The following is an 18,639-nucleotide window of genomic DNA, read 5'->3' as shown; positions in this document are numbered from 1 at the left end:
CATCTCCCCTTTCCCCAGCCGCCATGCGAGGCTGCGGCCGATCCGCCGGGAAGTCCCATGACCGCATCACCCGTTCCGCCTGCCTCGCCTTCGATCCTGCAGGGCGAAGCCGCCCTGGTCCGCGCGCTGGGGCCGTTCCAGCTCGGCGCCTCGATCATCAACATCATCGTCGGCGCCGGCATCTTCATGCTGCCGGCGCTGTTGATGGGGCGCATGGGCACGAGCGCGCCGCTGGTGTTCGTGGCCGGGGCGATCGCGATCGTGCCGATCGCGCTGTGCTTCTCGGCGATCGGCAGCCGCGCATCGGCGACCGGCGGGCCGTACACCTTCGTCGGCGCGGCGTTCGGACCGTTCGCCGGATTCCTGGCCGGCGCGCTGATGTGGTTCTGCAATGTGCTGTCCAGCGCGGGCGTCGCCGCGGCGCTGGCCGAGCAGGCCGGCAATGCCTGGAGCGTCCTGCGCGAGCCGCAGCCGCGCGCGCTGTTCATCGCCGCGGCTTATGCGCTGTTGTTCGCGCTCAACGCCTTCGGGGTCAGGCTCGGCGCGCGCACGATCGTGTTGCTGGCCGGCCTGAAGCTCACCCCGCTGTTCCTGTTCACCGGCTTCGGGCTGCTGCTGGTGGACTGGCGGTACGTGGGATTCGCCGCAGATGCGTCGTGGGGCGCGCTGGGTTCATCGATGGTGCTGGTGGTGTTCGCCTACTCGGGCATGCAGACCGCGCTGGTGCCGACCGGCGAGGTGCGCGATCCCTCGCGCCATGTGCCGCGCGCGACCTTGTCGGCGATCTTGGCCGTGGTGCTGCTGTACATCGGCATCCAGATCGTCTGCCAGGGCATGCTGGGGCCGCGCCTGCCGGGCAGCACCGCGCCGCTGGCCGACGCGGCCGGCGCGATCTGGCCGCCCGGGCGCGCGTTGCTGCTGCTGACCGCGAGCGTGTCGATGGCCGGGTTCCTGATGGGCAACCTGTTCTCGTCCTCGCGGCTGCTGTTCGCGCTGGGCCGCGACGGATTCCTGCCGCGCGGCTTCGGCCGCGTCGACGCGCGCTACCACGTGCCGCGGACGGCGCTGGCCGCGCACGCCGGCATCGCCCTGATGCTGGCCCTGATCGGCAACTTCGAAACCCTGGCGCTGATCTCCGGCGGCGCGACCTGCCTGCTGTTCGCGGCGGTGTCGGTGGCCGCGTGGCGCGCGCAGGCACTGGATCTGCGCGGCGCCGGCGAACCGTTCCGCCTGCCCGGCGGCAGCTGGCCGATGCCGTTGCTGGCGGTGGCGATCCTGGCCGCGATCCTGGCGACGATGACGCCGGCGCAATGGGCGGCGATCGTGGTGTCGCTGATCGTGCTGGTGGCCTTGTACGGCGTGCTGAGCTTGCGACGTCGCCGCGCGCTCTAGCGGTTTCGCGCCGTCCTCACGCCGCGAGCACACCCGTTCGCGCATTTCAACGCGAAACGAACAGCGGACCGACATGCGCGCGCTTGATCGTTGACCGCCGCCTGTTGCCTACTAGGGCCTGCAAGGGAACCGCGGGAGCCACGCGCCTCGATCATGGCCAGCACCGCCGCCACCGAACCGACCGTTCAAGCGCCCAGCGCGCCGCCACCGCCGACCGATGTCGCGCCGCCCGGGCCGCCGCTCGCGCCCATGCCGATGTCGCGCTGGCGCATCGCCGGTTTCGTCTCCATCTCGCTGCTGCTGGGCCTCACGCAAAGCCTGGGCATGAACCTGGTCGCGTCCAACCTGCAGCAGGTGCAGGGCGCGCTCGGCGCCACCAGCGCCGAGGCGACGTGGCTGCTGACCGCGTACTTCGCCACCAACATCCCCGCCAGTCTGCTGCTGACCAAGTTCCGCCTGCACTACGGTCTGCGCCTGTTCGCCGATCTGGGCATCGGCCTGTTCGTGGTCGCCGCGGTGGTGCATTTGCTCGCGAACGATCTGGACTCGGCCATCGCCGCGCGCGCCGCGCTCGGCATCGCCGCCGCGCCGCTGAGCTCGCTGACGATCCTGTACATGGCGGAAGTGTTCGCCGGGCCGAAGAAGATCCTCGGCCTGATGTTCGGCTTCGCCGCGCTGCAGACCGGCGCGCCGATCTCGCGGATCATCGCCGAGACCTTGCTGCTCAACGCGCAGTGGCATGGCATCGTGATGTTCGAACTGGGCCTGGCGCTGGCCTGCCTGGCCGCGATCAACCTGCTGCGGGTGACGCCGGTGCCGCGCCAGAACATGTTCGATCGCTGGGACATCGCCAGCTTCCCGCTGTACGCCAGCGCGATCGCGCTGGTGTGCGTGGTGCTCACCCAGGGCCGGTTGCGCTGGTGGCTGGACACGCCGTGGCTGGGCCATTGCCTGGTGGTGGCGGTGCTGTGCGCGGGCGCGTTCGTGGTGATCGAGATGAACCGCTCCAAGCCGATGGTCAACATCCGCTGGCTGCTGCACGGCGGCTACATGGTGCGGCTGGGGCTGGCGATCGTGCTCTCGCGCATGGTGCTGTCGGAGCAGTCGGTCGGCGCGGTCGGGCTGCTCAATGTGCTGGGCCTGCTCAACGACCAGATGCATACGATGTTCTGGCTGGTGCTGATCGGCACCGTCGCCGGCTTCGTGGTGACGCTGCCGTTCCTGCCCAAGCAGCGTTTCGACATGCTCGGGCTGATCGCGGTGGCGATCGTCGGCGTGTGCGCCTACATCGATTCGCACGCCACCAATCTGACCCGGCCGGCGAACTTCTACATCACCCAGACCTTGATCGCGATGGCCGCGTCGATGTTCCTGGCCAGTTCGATCCTGCTCGCGCTGGTGCGCGTGGTCGCCGACGGCGTGCGCAACCTGGTGACTTTCATCGTCTTGTTCAGCACCACCAACGCGCTCGGCGGCCTGCTCGGCTCGGCCGTGCTCGGCACCTACCTGGCCCAGCGCCAGACCGCGCATTACCAGCATCTGATGCAGCAGCTCACCCTCGGCGATCCGCAGGTGGTGCTGCGCACCCAGCAGCTCGGCGGCGCGGTCGCGCGCGTGGTCGGCGATCCGGCCGCGCGCGGCAATCAGGCGCTGACCTCGCTGAGCCAGCAGGTCACGCGCGAGTCGTGGGTGCTGGCCTACAACGACGTGTTCCTGTCGGTGGCGTGGCTGGCGGTGGTGGTGCTGGCCTGGGTACTGTTGCTGAAATGGCATCTGTGGCGGCGCGGCCACACCGTGGTGAGTTTCGCCGCGCAAGTGCCCGGGCCGTTCGGGCCGCCGTCCGCGGCGGCGACCGATCCGCCTCGCGACACGCCTGTGACGGCCGCTCCGCTTCAATCCTCGCCAGCCCCATCTACGCCGGCGCTTCCCGCCGCGCCCGCTTCCTGATCCGAAGGACGCCCCAATGCCCTTGAAGACGCCCTTCCAGTCCAAAGCCACGATCCCGGCGATCGCGATCGCCATCGTCGGCGTGCTGCTGATTCTCTACGCCTGGCGGCTGTGGCCGTTCTCCAGCGCGCGCCAGACCACCGAGAACGCCTACGTGCGCGGCAGCGTCACCGTGGTCGCGCCCAAGGTCGATGGCTATGTCGCCCAGGTCCGCGTGCAGGACTACATGCGGGTCAAGGCCGGGCAGGTGCTGGTCGAACTGGACGATCGCAACTATCGCCAGCGCGTCGATCAGGCCCGCGCCAATCTGGCCGCGCAGCAGGCCAACCTGTCCAACTCGACCCAGGCCCGGCGCGTGCGCGAAGCCGCGGTGGCCAATGTCGAAGCGCAACTCAAGGCCGCGCAGGCCAACCTCGCCCGCGCCCAGGCCGACATGCGCCGCGCCAGCGCGCTGGTCGGCGACGGCTCGCTGTCGCAGCGCGAACGCGATCAGACCCTGGCGACCCTGCGTCAGGCCGAAGCCGGCCTGGGCCAGGCCCAGGCCGCGCGGCGCTCGGCCGACGAAGACGTGCGCTCGGTGATCGTCAACCGCGACGCGCTGACCGCCGCGGTCGCCAACGCCGAAGCCGCCCTGCGCCTGGCCGAGATCGACCTGGCCAACACCCGCATCCACGCGCCGCAGGACGGCCAGCTCGGCGAGATCGGCGTGCGCCTGGGCCAGTACGTCACCCCGGGCACGCAGCTGATGCAACTGGTGCCGCAGCGGGTGTGGGTGGTGGCGAACTTCAAGGAATCGCAGACCGCGCGCATCCGTCCCGGCCAGTCGGCTTCGTTCCGCATCGACGCGCTCGACGGCGCGACCCTGCGCGGCCATGTCGAGCGCCTGTCGCCGGCCACCGGCTCGGAATTCAGCGTGATCAAGACCGACAACGCCACCGGCAACTTCACCAAGGTCGCGCAGCGGCTGCCGGTGCGCATTGCGATCGATCCCGATCAGGAACTGGCCGCGCGCCTGCGTCCGGGCATGTCGGTGGAAGCCACGGTCGATACCGCCAGCAAGATCGACGAAGAGGCGGTGCGCCGCGACGAACAGGCGGCCGCGGCGAACGCGGCGCGCGATGCGGCGGTGCCGGCGGTGGCGGCGGGCGTCGCGTCGCCCGCGTCGAAAGCGCAGACGGCGCCCGATGCCGCGCCCGCGCCGCCCGCCGATCCGGGCGACGGGAATCCGCGTCGATGAAGGCATCGCGCGCCGCATTCCGAATCTGTGCATGGGCGCTCGCGGCGAGTCTGCTCGCCGCCTGCGTCAGCATCGCGCCGCCGCCGGACATCGCCGCGCCGCCGCCGGCCTGGCGCGACGCGCCCGGCGCCGGCGTGGCGGTGCAGCGCGACTGGTGGCGCGGCTACAACGATCCGGTGCTGGCCGAACTGGTCGACACCGCGCTCATCCACAACACCGACCTGCGCCTGGCCGCCTCGCGCGTGGCCGAAGCGCGCGCGCTGCTGGATGCGCAGGGCGCGGCGCAGTGGCCGACCCTGGACCTGGGCGCGAGCGCCACGCGTTCGCGCAGCGTCAGCGCCGCCACCGGCCGCGCGAATATTTCCAATGTCAGCCAGCCGCAGTTCCAGGCCGCGTACGAAGTCGATCTGTGGGGCCGGCTCAGCGCGCTGACGGATGCGGCGCGCGCCAGTGTGCTGGCGAGCGAAACCGGCGCCGACAGCCTGCGCCTGAGCATTGCCGCCGCGGTGGCCTCGGCCTACCTGGGCCTGCGTACCAGCGACGCCCGGCTGGAGGTCGCGCAACGCACCCTGGTGTCGCGCGAGAACGCGCTCAAGCTGGCCAAGCGTCGTTTCGACACCGGCTACACCTCGCGCCTGGAACTGGCCCAGGCCCAGGCCGAGTACCGCGCCACCGCCCAGGTTGTGCCGCAGTTGCAGCTGGCGATCCGGCGCCAGGAAGACGCACTGTCGGTGCTGCTGGGCCGCGCGCCGCAGGCCATCGCCCGCGGCAAGGCGCTGGTGGACATCGCCGCGCCGGCCTTGCCCGCGGCCGGCGTGCCCTCGCAACTGCTGCGCCGCCGCCCCGACATCGCCCAGGCCGAAGCGCAGATCGCCGCCAGCGACGCCACCCTCGCCGCCGCGCGCGCGCAACTGCTGCCGTCGCTGCGGTTGACCGGATCGCTAGGTAGTCTGGAATCGAGCTTGCTGCACGGCGATCCGATCCGCGTGTGGAGCGTCGGCGGCAGCGTACTGGCGCCGCTGTTCAACCACGGCCGTTTGCGCGCGCAGGCCCAGGCCAGCGCCGCGCGCCGCGATCAGGCCGTGCTCGGTTATCAGAAGACCGTGCTGACGGCGTTCTCCGAAGTCGAAGACGCGCTCGCGGCGATCGGCTATCTGCATGAGCAACGCGATCAGGCCCGGCAGCAACAGCAGGCCCTGGCCGAGGCGCTGCGGATCGCACGCAACCGTTACAACGAGGGCTATGCCTCGTATCTGGAAGAGCTCGATGCGCAGCGCAATCTGTTCAATGCCGAGCTGACGGTGCTGCAATTGCAGGGCGATGCGCTGACCGCCGAGGTGAATTTGTACAAGGCGCTGGGCGGCGGTTGGGAAGAAACTGCGGTTCGATGAGTCGCTGCGTTGAGCTCCCTCTCCCGCGTGCGGGGTGAGCAGACGCTGCTTGCGAGCCATGGCTCGCGCGTCTGTGAACGCCCAAACGCAAAGCGTTTGGGCCGGGGTGGGCTGGGGTGAGGGCGCGCGAAGCGACAAGTTCACCGCGCAACAGAGGTATCGCGATTCTCGCTGTATGTCGGTTGCCGAGCACGCGTATCGTCTGGCTGCCCTCACCCCAACCTTCTCCCGCAAGCGGGAGAGGGAGCAAAATCAGGAGCCAGAGCAAAAACGAATCCGCGCAGCAACCTCAACCCCGATCCAACTCCGCCAACGCCTTGCGGATAATCTCGAACTCCTTCTCGCATTCATCGTCGTCGATGATGAACCACGCCGCCGACAAGCCCTGAAACGCGGCGATCCACTGCAGCAGGCGGCGCCGTTCGATCCGGCCGTGTTCCACCACCAGCGCCAGCCGGCGTTCGAAATTACCCGGCGCCAGCGCGGTTTCCTTGTCCGGGTCGGTGAACAGATTGGCGAAGTCGAACCCGCGCTCGCCGATCACGCGCTTGGGATCGATCGCGATCCAGCCGCGCTCGGCGCCGGCGTCCAGCACGTTTTCATGATGGATATCGGCGTGCAACGGCATCACCTCGCGCGGCTGCGCCAGCAATTCCTGCGCGATCTCCCAGCTGCGCACCAGCACGCCGCCATGGCTGCGCGCATGAGTCTCCAGATCGGCGAACCAGGTCCGCAGCGGCACCAGGTTGGCCGGCGCCGGCGCGGCGCGCGGCGCGTGCAGCCGCTCCAGGGTTTCGCACAGGATGCGCGTGGCCTCCTCGTCGCGGCCGTTGCGCGCCATGTGCGCGAGCGATCGCGGGCCGCAGGCGCGTTCGAGCAGCAAGGCCTCCTCGTCGTGCGCGTACACGCGCGCGGCGCCGTCGCCGCTCCACCACTGCATCATCATGCCGCCGAATTTTTCTTCGGCGTCGCGCGGGATCTTCAACATGGCCGGCTGCGCGCCGTGGCGGACCGGCAGCAGGTCGCTGCTGTGGGTGCGGATCGGCGCGCCGTCGGCGCGCAGATTCCAAAGCGAGAGGTGGCGATCGAACGGCGTCATGCGGGTCCGGCGCGAGGGCGATGCCTGTCGATGTCGGGACGCGCGCGCGCCATGCAAGCGCGCCGGTGCCGGCCGGATGTTTCTTTGTGTAGCTTCGTGCGCCGGCGCGATCGCGCGAGCTCAGTCGGTCTCGGTTTCCTGCGCCGCCGCCGATTCCTCGCGCTCCTTGATCACCTGCGCGGCCTCGGCGTCGGCGGCGACGCGATGGCGCAGGGACTTGCAGCGCTCCACGCCGGCATCGGTCAGCGACAGCGTGTCGCCGTCTTCATCGAGCTGGGCCAGCGCGGCGTCGATCAGGCGATCGCGCAGAGCCGATGCATGACGGCCGGGGGCTTGCCCCTGATCGATGCGTTGCAGGACATCCAGCAGGGCCAAGTCTTCCAGGCTGATCGGATCCACGACGATGCTCCACGACAATAACGCGCACTATGCCATGCACCGCGGCGGCGCAAACCAGGCCGGCAGGCGGGGCCGCGCGGCCGGGCGACGCATTCATATTTCATGCAAAGTCTGCGCGCCGATCCGGACAAGTGCGGCGCGAGGCCGGCGCGGATCGGTCTGATTCTCAAGCGCCGCGCGTGCGCTCGGCCGGTGCGGTCACAGCGCCCGAAAAACAGAACGCCGCCCGAAGGCGGCGTCCGCTGCAGCGATGATGCGGCGGGCCAGGCCACGCCGCATCGGCGGTCATCAGGCCGCGGCGTCCTTCAACTTCTTGAGCGGACGGACCTTGACCTTCACCGTGGCCGGCTTGGCGGCGAACCACTGCTCTTCCTTGGTGAACGGGTTGATGCCCTTGCGCTTCGGCTTGGCGGCGACGCTGACGGCGGTGATCTTCAGCAGGCCCGGCAGGGTGAACGCGCCGGCGCCCTTCTTGTTGATCGACGCGTGCACGGCGCCTTCAAGCGCGGCGAGCACCGAGCGGATGTCCTTGGCGACCACGCCGGTGGTCTCGGCCAGGTGCGCAACCAGACCCGACTTGCTCAACACTTCCTTGATGGGCTTCGCAGCAGCCGGCTTGGCGGCGGCCTTCGGAGCGGCCTTCTTCTTTGCAGCGGTTTTTTTCGTAGCCATAGTTTTTTCCGGTAGCACTCGTTGGATGGATGGGTTGCCTGGATAACCCCTCGGCAAGGCGGAATGTAGGGCAAGCTCGACGCGCCGCCAAGAGTTTTGACGCAAAAACATGCGTGTTTTTCAGCCGCCCGCGTCCGTTCGTCGGCGCGGCGCGCGGGAAATCCCCGCTGCGGCAGGGTTTTTTCGCCGAATGATGCACTGGCGCGGCCGTCGCGAGAATGAAAAAAATCCCTGAAAAACAGGGCCGATTGCGATTCCTGCGGCGGCGCAGCGCAAGTTTGCGCGCGGCCGAGCGCGCTCTCTCGCGCCGCGCCGATGCCGGTCTCGGGCATTCAGTCGCGGTGCGGCCTGTCGGACGCGCCTATCGGCGAGCGGCGGCCGATCGGGGCTGCGATGCGCGGCGCGAATGTGCCTGTCTGTGGATAAAGACCGTGATGGGCCTCCGCTGCGTCATCACGCGGCGCATACGCCGCGGGCGGATTCGCTATGGCGCGCACTGGCTTCGCCGCTGCCGCGAGGGCGAGCGGGTGGCGCTCAGCCGCGGTGTTCCAGCGCCAGGTATTCGGCCGACTGCATCTCGATCAGGCGCGAGGCGGTGCGCTCGAACGCGCCGCTCAGGCGGTGGCCCTGGTACAGACCGGTGGGCGTGTCGGCCGCGGTGCACACCAGATTGACGTGGCGGTCGTAGAACTCGTCGATCAGATTGATGAAGCGCCGCGCCGCGTCGTCGTGGATGCCGCCGGGGAAAATCGGAATGCCGCCGAGCAGCACGGTGTGGTATTCGGTCGCGATCTCGATGTAGTCGCCGGCCGCGCGCGGGCCTTCGCACAGCGCGGCGAAGTCGAACCAGGCGTGGCCGTCGGCCAGCGCGCGCACCGGGATATCGCGTCCGTCGATGCGCAGCGGCCCGGTGTCCGGCGTGCAGCCGGCGGCCAGTTCCTTCCAGCGCCCGCTCAGCCAAGCCTCGGACTCGGCGTCCAGCGGCGCGCGATAGACCGGTGTGCGGGTCAGCGCGCGCAGCCGGTAATCCTGCGCGCTGTCGAGCAGCAGCACCGCGCAGTGGCGCTGGATCAGCTCGATCGCCGGCTTGAAGCGGTCGCGCTGCAGGCCTTCGGCGTACAGATTGGGCGGCGCGGTGTTGGAGGTCGTCACCAGGGTCACGCCCTCGGCGAACAGGCGGTCGAGCAGGCGCCCGAGCAGCATCGCATCGCCGATGTCGATCACGAAGAATTCGTCCAGCACCAGCACGCGCAGCTGATCGCGCCACTGGCGCACGATCTTGGCCAGCGGATCGCTCTCGCCGGCGTGCGCGCGCAGCTGCGCGTGGACCTCGCGCATGAAGCGGTGGAAGTGGGTGCGGCGCTTGCCGGCGATCGGCAGCTGTTCGTAGAACAGGTCGATCAGGAAGGTCTTGCCGCGGCCGACGCCGCCCCACAGATACAGCCCGGATACGCCTTCGCGCGGCTTGCCGCGCAGGCGGTCGAACAGGCCCTGCGAAGGCGGATCGAGCACGCCGGCATGGATGCGGTCGAGTTCGCGCAGGGCCGGATGCTGCGCCGGATCATCGCTCCAGTCGCCGCGCGCGACGCCGGCCGCGTAGGCCTGCGAGGGCGTCAAGGCGGCGTGCTGCGGGGCTGCGCTCACGGTTGGCTCAGCATGCGGCCGCCGGCCGACATCAGCCGCACCGGCACGTGCTCCTGGTAGCCGTCGGACCAGCTGTCGATGGTCGTGGGCAGTTTCGCCGCCCAGGCCGGATCGTTGCTGTAGTAGCGCAGCTCGGGCTTGTCCTGCTTGTTGTCGGCGCGGATCGCGACCCAGAATTTTCCGTCGGCGGTCTGCATCAGCAGCGCGCGCATGGCATTGGCCAGGCCGCGCACGTAGCCGTTGGTGACGGTGGCGTTGAGGCCTTCCTGGTCGGCGCGGGTGTCGATCACGTCCAGGCGCTCGACCAGCGCGGCGTAGTCGTCGCCGAGCAATTTGCGCAGGCGCTCGTCGTTTTCCGGCTTGAGCACCACGCCCAGATCGACCAGGTTCCATTGCGTGGTCGCCACCGCTTCGCCCAGGCCGGGCAGATAGCGGCCGCTGAAATGCACGCCCAGGCCGGCGCCGCAATCGTTGCCGGTGTGCTGCTGCTCGATCTGGATCTGGCGATGGAAGCGGTGGAAGGTCAGCTCGCACTTGGCGTTGGCGTCGCTGCCCTTGTAGACCATTTCGTTGGCGCCGCTGGCGCGCGCGCGGCCCGACAGCAGGCCGGTGTTGGCGCCGTTGCTGGCCTGCAGCTCCATCTCGAACTTGTCCTTGCCGGCCGCCTTGAGCGACAGCGAGGAACTGCCATCGACGCGGGTCCAGTCGCCGTTCCAGTCGAACTTGCCGCTGATGGCGCCGGGCTTGAGTTCGGTCAGGCGCTCGACATAGGCGCGGCGCAGGCACGGCACCTGGCCGTCGCAGCGGTCGCGTTCCTTGAGCCAGGCCAGCTGGTCTTTCTTGAGCTCGCCGCCGTACTGGCTGGCCTTGAGCGCGGCGCGGTAGGCCTGGGCGAGTTCGCCGTCGCGGCCGCTCAGTACCGGGTCGGCGCAGATGGCTTTCTCGTTCTTGCTTTTGGACTTGGCGCAATCGATGCCGGCCGCGTCGGCGCGGACCGACCAGGCGAGCGCGGTGAGGCAGGCGCAGGCGTACAGCAGCGCAAAGCTCGGGGCGGGGCGCATCGGGGAAATCCTGTCAGGCCGGAGCGGTTTCCGGCGGAAGATGGGGGCGCACGGAGTTCTTGATCGCACCGCGCAGGTCGATCAGCCGGCGATGGAAGAAATGCGAGGTGTCGGGCATGCGCACCAGTTCGGGCGGCTGGCGCAGGCCGCCGATCCAGGCGTAGACCGCCTCGGGATCGACGATTTCGTCCGCCTCGCCCTGGATCACGATCCACGGATACCCCTGCGGCGGGGCGATGCGGTCGAAGTCCCAGCGCCCGGCCGGCGGCGCGATCGAGATCAGCAGCTTCGGCCGCAGTTCGTCGGCCATGCGCAGCGAGACATAGGCGCCGAAACTGAAACCGGCCAGCCACAGCTGCGCGTCCGGGCGCGTGGCGCGGACCCAGGCGGCGACCGCGCGCAGGTCGTCGCATTCGCCTTCGCCCTGGTCGAACTCGCCCTCGGAGGCGCCGGTGCCGCGGAAGTTGAAGCGCACCGTCGCCGCGCCCGACTCGCGCAGCGCGCGCGCGGCCATGGTCACGACTTTGTTGTGCATGGTCCCGCCCTCGGTCGGCAGCGGGTGGCAGACGATGGCGACGATCGGGCGCGGCGGCGCTTCGGCGGCCTCGACGATCATCTCGATCGCGCCGGCGGGGCCGGGCAGCGTCAGCGCGGTGGACGCGTCGCTGGGAAAGGCGGGGGTGCTCATGCCGCGCATGATACGTGGCGGGGTGAGAGCGGTGTTATGACGGTGTGTTGCGCGCGGCTGGCGGTTACGCGGGCTTTAGCGGGCGGGGCGAGCTTTTCGTGGGAGGGCTTCGGCCCCGATGCTTTTGTTACAGGCCGCGGTGAAGTTTCACTGTGGCGGAGCAGAAGGCATCGGGCCTTAAGGCCCTCCTACAAAAGCTCGCCGCGGCCACGAAGTCTTTTGTGGGAGGGAGCGTTAGCCCCGGTGCTTTTATTACAGGTCGCGGTGAAGTTTCACCGTGGCGGAGCGAAAGGCATCGGGCCTGAAGGCCCTCCCACAAAAGCGGGCCCTCGCACAAAAGCCTCCTGCCGCGACACGCTCGAACCCTCTCAGCGCGGCATCAGGTCGAAACCCAGCAACACCGGGTCGTGATCGGAGCTGCGCCACGGGCCGGCGCCGCCGTTGCGGTAACCGGCGCTCTCGGGCTCGTCGGCATTGGTGTGCCACTCCACCGCGCCGCGCAGCCGCGCGGCCAGCGCCGGCGAGAGCAGGGCGTGGTCGAGGCGGCCGAGTTCGCCGTCGTAGACGTAGCTGTAGGGCGACTCGACCTTGGCCACGGCGAACGCGTCCTGCCAGCCGTCCGCATACAACTCGCGCAGCGGTTGTTCCTGCGCGTGGGCGTTGAGGTCGCCGACGATCATCGTCAGCTCGCCGCCGCTGCCGGTGGGATCGGTCTTGAGCCAGGCGTCCAGGCGCCGCGACGATTCGCTGCGCGCCGCGTTCCAGCACGAGGCGCCGTCGCCCTGGTCCTTGTCGGCGCCGCTGGCGTTCTTGCCGCAGCCCTTGGACTTGTAGTGATTGGCCACGACCACGAAAGCCGGGCCGGGCTTGCGGTCGGCGCCGATGGCGTTGAACGCCTGCGCCATCGGCACCCGCGCCAGCGGCCCGAACGGGCCTTGCTGCAAGGTCGCCGCCGGACCGCGCGCGGCCACGCGCTGGCCGCGATAGATCAGGCCCACGCGGATCTGGTCGTCGCCCGGACCGCGTGTCGAAGCGGCGCAGGCGTCCTTGCACGAACCCGCCTCGCGCGGCGGACAGGTCTGCCGGCACGGCGCCGCGTAGCGCCAATCCTGCGGGCCGCCGCTGGCCGCATCGGCGCGATCCAGCGCGGCGACCAGATCGGCCAGGGTCGAGTCGGGGCCGTAGCCGTCGTTCTCCAATTCCATCAACGCGGCGACATCGGGATTGAGCGCGTGAATGGTCTCGACCAGTTTGGCTTGCTGCGCTTGATACTCGGCCAGGGTGCGCGCGCCGCGCGGGGTCGGGAATCCGCCGCCGCGGCCGTCGCCGTTGAACAGGTTTTCCAGATTGAAGGCGGAGATGCGCAAGTCGCCGGCGACGCGCGGCGCCGGCGGGCGCGCCGCGGCGTGCAGGTCCGGGGCCGCGCTCAGGCGGATACCGTCGTGGCCGGCGACCGGCACCGCCACGCCTTCGACCGCGTCCAGGCGACTGCCGCTGCGCGCGGCGAAGGCGGCGGCGGGCAGGATCGCGGTGTCGCCGGTCAGCAGCAGGCGGCGGCGCTCGTTGTCGGCGGCGATCGCGCGCGCCTGCTCGCTGCCGGGCGCGGCGAGTTCGGAGGGCTGCCACAGCCGACCGTCGAAGGACGCCGTGATGGTGCGCTGCTCGGGGTCGCGTTCGCCCAGGGTCAGCGGCGCGGCGATGCGCACGCGCATGCCTTGCAGTGCGCGCCAATCGGCGGGGGCGCGCTCGATCGCGATCGGCTGGATCGACGCCAGCGACTTGCGCTGCGCGCGCGAGCTCAACGGGGCGATGCGTTCGGCGTCGATCGCGGTCAGCGAGCGGGCGCGGCCTTTGCGGTCGGTTTCGAGCGCGGCCTCGTAAATGCGGCCGCTGACTTGCACGGTCTGCCCGGACGCGAGTCCCGCCGCGGCGGCGCCGGTGACCCAGATCGCGTCGGAGGTGGCCGGATCGCCGTCGCCGGCGTCCTGGATCAGCCAGCCGGGGGCCTGGTCCTTGCCGGGCAGCGCGGCGGTGACGATGCCGGCGATGGCGACTTGGCGCGGGTCCTGGCCCAGGCCGGCGCGTGCCGCGCCGATCGCGATCACGCCCGGCGCCGATAGGTTCGCGCCCGACCGGCCGGTGCGATCGGCGTGCGGCGCGGTGGCGCAGGCGGCCAGCAGCAGGCAGGGCGCGAAGGCGAGGGCGGGGCGGAATCGCGTCATGGCGGGCTCGGCGGGGCGGTGAAGAGTGCGGCCATTATCCGCAGCGGTGTTGCGCGCCGTCGTGTGCCGTCTGGCGGGAAGGGGTGTCTCTTCCCCGCAGAGGGCTGTTCCCCCGCATTGAAGCAGCGCTGTTCCCCCCTTTGAAAAAGGGGGGAACAGCAAATCCCACAAACAAAAACGCCGCCCGAAGGCGGCGTTCCGTCAGCGCGATACCCCGCGCTTACTTGATATTGCCCAGCATCCAGTCCACGGTCGCGGCGACCTGTTCGTTGGTCAGCGCCGGGTTGCCACCCTTGGGCGGCATCACGCCGCTGGTGCCGGTGAAGCCTTCCACGGCGTGCTTGTGCAAGGTGTCCTTGCCCTTGGAAATGCGCGCCGCCCAATGCGAGGCGTCCATGGTCGGGGCGCCGCCGGCGCCGGACTTGTGGCAGCCCGCGCACAGGCTGTCGAAGATGACCTTGCCGTCGAGCGTGCCGCCGTAAGCGACCTGCGAGGCGGCCTTGGCCGCCGCCGCGGCGACCGCCGCCTGCTGCGAGGCCGCGCCGGTCGCGCCGGCGTAGACCGCGCCGACCGGGCCGATGCGGTTGTCGGTGCGCTGGGCCGCGCGCGGATCGACTTCCTGCGGCAACTGGTGGTGGACGAAGTAGGCCGCGATCATCAGGCCGAGGGTCACCAGCACCAGAAAGCCGATCACCATCGAGAATTTCTTCAGGAATTCGAGGTCGTAATTGCGCACGATCCACCTATTGCGTGCGCCCCGGACCGGGACGCATAGAGCCATCGACGAGGCCGCCACCGGGGATCGGCGCGACCGCTGCACGGACCCGCCGAATAACGGACCCGCCAATCGTCTGCGCCAGGGCAGCGACCACGGGCCGGGAATGCCGGTCGGGTAGTTCCGCCAGACAGTTTAGCTCAAGCGCGCGCCGCGCGGGCTGGGGCCAGATCCCAGCTCCGCGGCGGGGCGCGAGCGGCGGCTGGCACCGCGAATGCGCCTCGCGCCTGCATTTGCGCGGGATCGCCGACCCTGACTTCCGACCTATACGCCTTGCGCCGGTTCGCATGCGCCCCTATAACCGTTGCGATCCATGAGCACGGTCACGGACGATGATCGCAGCGCCAGGGACGGGCCCACGCCCGCGCCCACGCGCCCCCGCGATCCGGACGCTCCCGCGCCTGTCAGCCTTTACCCTCAAGGACCGCCCTATGTCCCGCTGGACCACGCAAGAACTGCTGACCCGCCTCGCCGTCTCCTTCGGCGCCGATAATGTCGAAGAAGTGCCGACCGCCGACGGCGCGATCCAGGTGACCCTGCCCGACAGCGGCGACCTGGGCATCACTATCGCCCTGACCGATCGCGAGATCTTCGTCTCCACCCCCCTGGTCGAGGCCGCTCAGGTCCGCGACGCGGCCGGCTTCAACGAAGCCTGCCTGCGCCTGAACCCGATCAACCCGCTGTCCAACCTGGGCCTGACCACCATCAACGAACGCGATGTCTACATCGTCTTCGGCGAAATGGCGCCCGACTCCAGCGCCGAGCAGATCGAACTGGAAATCCGCACCCTGGCCGACAACGCGATCGACGCGGTGGAAGCCCTCAAGTCCTATCTGGTGACCGCATGAGCCTGCTGCAGAAAATCCTGACCCTGTTCCGCGGCACCGCCCACGAGGCCGGCCAGGCCGTCGTGGACGCCAACGCGCTGAAGATCCTCGACCAGGAAATCCGCGACGCCGGCAACGAGCTGGTGCGTTCGAAGGAAGAACTGACCAAGGTCATGGCCCAGCGCCAGCTGCAGGCCAACCGCAGCAAGGACCGCTTCGCGAAGAAGGCCGAGTACGAAACCTACATCGCCGGCGCCCTGCGCCAGGGCAACGAGCAGCTCGCGCGCGAAGTCGCCGAGCGCCTGGCCACGGTCGAGACCGACCTGAAGAACGACGAGCAGGCGATCAACAGCTATGACGCCAGCATCAGCCAGCTCAAGACCGCGATCACCGCCACCGAGCGCAAGCTGGCGCGGGTGAAGCAGCAGGTCGATACGGTCAAGGCCACCGAAGCGGTGCAGCGCGCCCAGACCGCGGTCGCCGCGCGTCATTCCGGCGCCACCGGCAAGGTCACCACCGCGCTGGATTCGCTCGAGCGCATCCAGACCCGTCAGGCCGAGCGCGGCGCGCGCCTGCAGGCGGCGGCGCAGCTGGAATCGGAGAGCGGCGACGGCGACCTCAACGCCCGCCTGGCCAACGCCGGCCTGCTGCCGGAATCGACCAGCGTGGACAACATCCTGGAGCGCTTCCGCGAAAAGCCGGTGCAGCAGCTGACCCACGACAACACCCTGGCGCTGCCGGCGGTGGAAGTGAAGGAAACCGACAGGGTCGAGCGCAAGGATTGATGGCGGTAGCGAGGCAGAGCGATCGGTGTGATGCCGATCGCTTTCTCCGGTTGTCGGCGCGCAACGCTTTTCGCTCGTCATTCCCGCGAACGCGGGAATCCGGCGACGTTGATCGCGCCGGCCCGGAAGTCACTGGATTCCCGCGTTCGCGGGAATGACGGATCTGAGGGGTCGCGGCGCGGTTGGACTCCCGCGTCACCGCGGCACTCAGCCGCAGCGACAGCAAGCACTACGCACCAAGCACCCGCACCACCCCGCCGCACACGGACGTAACCAGGCCCGCCCACCGAAATGATCGTAATCGGCAAACTCTTGCGCACCCTGCGCGGCCATCTGCGCCGGGTCAGCTGGGGCGTGCTCGCCGCCGCGCTGTGCCTGCACATGGCCGCGACCTGGCTGCTGCTGGCCTGGGCCGGGGAAGAAAAACTGCTGGGCTGGGATTCGTTCGTCTATTACTACGTGACCACGGCCAGCACCATCGGCTACGGCGATCTCTCGCCGGGCAGCGCGGCCGGACGCTGGGCCGCGGCCTTGTTCGTGATGCCCGGCGCGATCGCGCTGTTCGCCTCGGTGCTGGCCAAGACCAGCGCGAGCCTGCTCAATTTCTGGAAGCGCCATCAGGTGGGCAAGATGAGCTACGAAGACATGCACGGCCACACCGTGCTGATCGGCTGGCACGGCCGCGAGTCCGAACGGCTGGTGCAGCTGCTGCTGGCCGACACCCACACCGACGACGAAGGCATCGTGCTGGTCGCCGAAGGCCTGGCCGAAAATCCGCTGCCCGATCAGATCCGTTTCGTCGCCGCGGCCTCCTACGCCGATTGCAACGAGTACGAACGCGCCGCGCTGAGCCGCGCCGCGCGGGTGATCGTGCACACCGACCACGACGACCGCTCGCTCGCCGCGGTGTTCGCGGTGATGGCGCATCCGCACGAAGCGCACGTGGTCGCGCATTTCGAATCCGCCGCGGTCGCGCAACTGGTTCGCAGCCACTACCCGCACGTGGAATGCACGCGGCCGCTGCACGTGGACGTGATCGCGCGCGCCGCGCAGGACGCCGGCAGTTCGCTGGTGGCCGGCGAATGGCTCGGCGCCGGCGGCCCGACCCAGTTCAGCCTGCAGGTTCCGGCCGCCGCCGCGCCGGTGCTGGCGGCCAAGCTGGCCGGCGCGTTCCGCGCCCAGTCGGCGTTGTGGATCGGCTATCGCGACGGCCGCAGCGCCGCGCCGGTACTCAATCCGCCCGATCATGTCGAGATCGCGCCGGGCACGTTGTTGTATTACCTTGCCGACGCGCGCATAGACAGCGCGCGCGTGCCGTGGGCTTCGCTCGCGGCGCGGTGATCCGGGCGCGGCGCCCGCAGCGAGGCACGAGACGATGAGTTGGTTGAAGGGATTATTCGGCGGCGGCGAAAAACCGCCCGAGACAGCGCAGATGCCGTTCGCCCACGAACTGCCGCTGGGCTTGCGCATCAACGGCCGCGTGGCCTTCGACACGATGATGTTCCGCGCCCATCCGCAGGCCTGGACGATGCGCCTGCCCGAAGGCCACCAGGGCATTCCCTGCTACGGTTACATCGATCTGCGCGGCGGCCACGCCCTGCACCGTTTTTACCTGGACGAAGACGCCTACCTGCAGGTCAGCACCGCCAGCGGCCAGGTCGAGGGCATCAAGGCCTTCGTCTTCCAGCAGACCGTGAATCCGGCCAACCAGGCCGAGTTCAAGCGTTTCATCCACGAACACCCGCACCTGGGCGCGGATTCCATCGAATACGCCGGCCGCACCTGGTACCGCGAATTCGGCGACCAGAGCGCCGCGGCCAAGGTGCCGCCGGTGGTCTACGACGAAGTGCTGTACCGCCACGATCCGCCGCGCCGCGACGACGATCTGACCCACTACGCCATGCTCTACCGGCGCGAAGTGCCGGAGCTGGATCGCGAGGAATTCCTGCTGGTCACCGCGGAAGACTACGGCCCGAGCGAATTCGTGATCACCTATGCCATCGGCCTGGACCTGAACACCGCCGACCTCGACATCACCTGAGCGCATCGACGCGCCGCCACCGCATCACCACGCAAGGATCTTCCATGGACGCCCCGATCAACGCCCACAGCTTCCTCAACTTCCTCGCCTACGCCGGCACCGGCATCGGCGTGCTGGTCCTCGCCGCCGTGGCGGTGCTGCTGATCACCCCGCATCGCGAGCTGAGCCTGATCCGCGAAGGCAACACCGCCGCGGCCACCGCGTTCTCCGGCACCCTGATCGGCCTGGCGCTGCCGCTGCATTCGGCGATCTCCAACTCGGTCAGCCTGTTCGACGCGGCGATCTGGGGCGCGGTGTCGGTGGTCGTGCAGCTGTTCGCGTTCCTGCTCGCGCGCCTGGTCGCGCCGAAGCTGTCGCAGCAGATCACCAACAACCAGACCGCCGCCGGCATCTTCTCGGCCGGCGTGTCGATCAGCGTCGGCCTGATCAACGCCGCCGCCATGACGCCGTGAGCGATGC

At 69.6% G+C, this 18,639-nt stretch carries 17 protein-coding genes and 1 pseudogene; 10 read left to right on the top strand and 8 right to left on the bottom strand.

Features of this window, described 5'->3' with window-relative positions; all coding sequences use genetic code 11:
• Nucleotides 1–57 precede the first annotated feature (57 nt).
• From LG3211_RS24365 to LG3211_RS24350, 4 genes and pseudogenes are all read left to right on the top strand, one after another.
• Nucleotides 58–1,392: an APC family permease gene (locus tag LG3211_RS24365; protein WP_057945116.1), complete on the top strand. Its 1,335-nt coding sequence runs from the start codon at nt 58–60 to the stop codon at nt 1,390–1,392.
• A 153-nt stretch (nt 1,393–1,545) separates the two neighbouring features.
• Nucleotides 1,546–3,339 carry an efflux MFS transporter permease gene (locus tag LG3211_RS24360; protein WP_057945115.1) on the top strand — a complete coding sequence of 598 codons (1,794 nt, stop codon included), beginning with the start codon at nt 1,546–1,548 and terminating at the stop codon, nt 3,337–3,339.
• A 16-nt stretch (nt 3,340–3,355) separates the two neighbouring features.
• A pseudogene (locus LG3211_RS24355) lies at nt 3,356–4,405 on the top strand (HlyD family secretion protein); the annotation flags it as partial.
• Between the two features lie 167 nt (nt 4,406–4,572).
• The gene (locus LG3211_RS24350) at nt 4,573–5,967 is read left to right on the top strand and encodes an efflux transporter outer membrane subunit (RefSeq protein ID WP_057945114.1); all 1,395 of its coding nucleotides are present in this window, start codon (nt 4,573–4,575) and stop codon (nt 5,965–5,967) included.
• Nucleotides 5,968–6,256: 289 nt separating this feature from the next.
• On the opposite strand, the gene LG3211_RS24345 is transcribed toward LG3211_RS24350, so the two are convergent.
• The 6 genes from LG3211_RS24345 to LG3211_RS24320 all read right to left on the bottom strand — a co-directional run bounded on the left by LG3211_RS24345 (nt 6,257) and on the right by LG3211_RS24320 (nt 11,530).
• Nucleotides 6,257–7,066, bottom strand: coding sequence for an aminoglycoside phosphotransferase family protein (locus LG3211_RS24345; RefSeq protein ID WP_057945113.1), 810 nt, complete (start codon nt 7,064–7,066; stop codon nt 6,257–6,259).
• 120 nt (nt 7,067–7,186) lie between these two features.
• The gene (locus tag LG3211_RS24340) at nt 7,187–7,465 is read right to left on the bottom strand and encodes a hypothetical protein (RefSeq protein ID WP_148649149.1); all 279 of its coding nucleotides are present in this window, start codon (nt 7,463–7,465) and stop codon (nt 7,187–7,189) included.
• A 288-nt stretch (nt 7,466–7,753) separates the two neighbouring features.
• Nucleotides 7,754–8,137: an HU family DNA-binding protein gene (locus tag LG3211_RS24335; RefSeq protein ID WP_057945111.1), complete on the bottom strand. Its 384-nt coding sequence runs from the start codon at nt 8,135–8,137 to the stop codon at nt 7,754–7,756.
• Between the two features lie 534 nt (nt 8,138–8,671).
• A complete protein-coding gene (gene zapE / locus LG3211_RS24330) occupies nt 8,672–9,754 on the bottom strand; it encodes a cell division protein ZapE (protein ID WP_057945110.1) in 1,083 nt (360 codons plus the stop codon).
• Nucleotides 9,755–9,777: 23 nt separating this feature from the next.
• Entirely contained in the window at nt 9,778–10,842 is a 1,065-nt protein-coding gene (locus tag LG3211_RS27190) for a lysozyme inhibitor LprI family protein (protein ID WP_057945109.1), read from the bottom strand.
• A gap of 13 nt (nt 10,843–10,855) precedes the next feature.
• Nucleotides 10,856–11,530 (bottom strand): alpha/beta hydrolase, encoded by a 675-nt coding sequence (locus LG3211_RS24320; protein WP_057945108.1) that lies wholly within the window; start codon nt 11,528–11,530, stop codon nt 10,856–10,858.
• 36 nt (nt 11,531–11,566) lie between these two features.
• Here LG3211_RS24320 and LG3211_RS27630 point away from each other — a divergent pair, with 36 nt between their 5' ends.
• The gene (locus LG3211_RS27630) at nt 11,567–11,941 is read left to right on the top strand and encodes a DUF6053 domain-containing protein (RefSeq protein ID WP_425479926.1); all 375 of its coding nucleotides are present in this window, start codon (nt 11,567–11,569) and stop codon (nt 11,939–11,941) included.
• On the opposite strand, the gene LG3211_RS24315 is transcribed toward LG3211_RS27630, so the two are convergent.
• A complete protein-coding gene (locus LG3211_RS24315; RefSeq protein ID WP_148649148.1) occupies nt 11,899–13,752 on the bottom strand; it encodes an ExeM/NucH family extracellular endonuclease in 1,854 nt (617 codons plus the stop codon). The two genes, LG3211_RS27630 and LG3211_RS24315, sit on opposite strands and share 43 nt — an antisense overlap.
• Before the next feature lie 220 nt (nt 13,753–13,972).
• Nucleotides 13,973–14,488 (bottom strand): c-type cytochrome, encoded by a 516-nt coding sequence (locus tag LG3211_RS24310; protein WP_057945107.1) that lies wholly within the window; start codon nt 14,486–14,488, stop codon nt 13,973–13,975.
• Between the two features lie 470 nt (nt 14,489–14,958).
• On the opposite strand from LG3211_RS24310, the gene LG3211_RS24305 reads away from it, so the two are divergent.
• The 5 genes from LG3211_RS24305 (at nt 14,959) to LG3211_RS24285 (ending at nt 18,632) form a co-directional block, all read left to right on the top strand.
• Nucleotides 14,959–15,375 carry a YjfI family protein gene (locus tag LG3211_RS24305; protein ID WP_057945106.1) on the top strand — a complete coding sequence of 139 codons (417 nt, stop codon included), beginning with the start codon at nt 14,959–14,961 and terminating at the stop codon, nt 15,373–15,375.
• Nucleotides 15,372–16,139 (top strand): PspA/IM30 family protein, encoded by a 768-nt coding sequence (locus LG3211_RS24300; RefSeq protein WP_057945105.1) that lies wholly within the window; start codon nt 15,372–15,374, stop codon nt 16,137–16,139. The genes LG3211_RS24305 and LG3211_RS24300 overlap by 4 nt, the downstream gene beginning before the upstream one ends.
• Nucleotides 16,140–16,430: 291 nt before the next feature.
• A complete protein-coding gene (locus LG3211_RS24295; RefSeq protein ID WP_057945104.1) occupies nt 16,431–17,480 on the top strand; it encodes a potassium channel family protein in 1,050 nt (349 codons plus the stop codon).
• Between the two features lie 34 nt (nt 17,481–17,514).
• Entirely contained in the window at nt 17,515–18,180 is a 666-nt protein-coding gene (locus LG3211_RS24290) for a DUF2491 family protein (RefSeq protein ID WP_057945103.1), read from the top strand.
• 44 nt (nt 18,181–18,224) lie between these two features.
• Nucleotides 18,225–18,632: a DUF350 domain-containing protein gene (locus LG3211_RS24285; RefSeq protein ID WP_057945102.1), complete on the top strand. Its 408-nt coding sequence runs from the start codon at nt 18,225–18,227 to the stop codon at nt 18,630–18,632.
• The last annotated feature ends 7 nt before the right edge of the window (nt 18,633–18,639 follow it).

It is taken from the genome of Lysobacter gummosus (genome assembly GCF_001442805.1).
Classification (GTDB): domain Bacteria; phylum Pseudomonadota; class Gammaproteobacteria; order Xanthomonadales; family Xanthomonadaceae; genus Lysobacter; species Lysobacter gummosus.
This window is presented reverse-complemented; position numbering and strand designations above follow the sequence as displayed.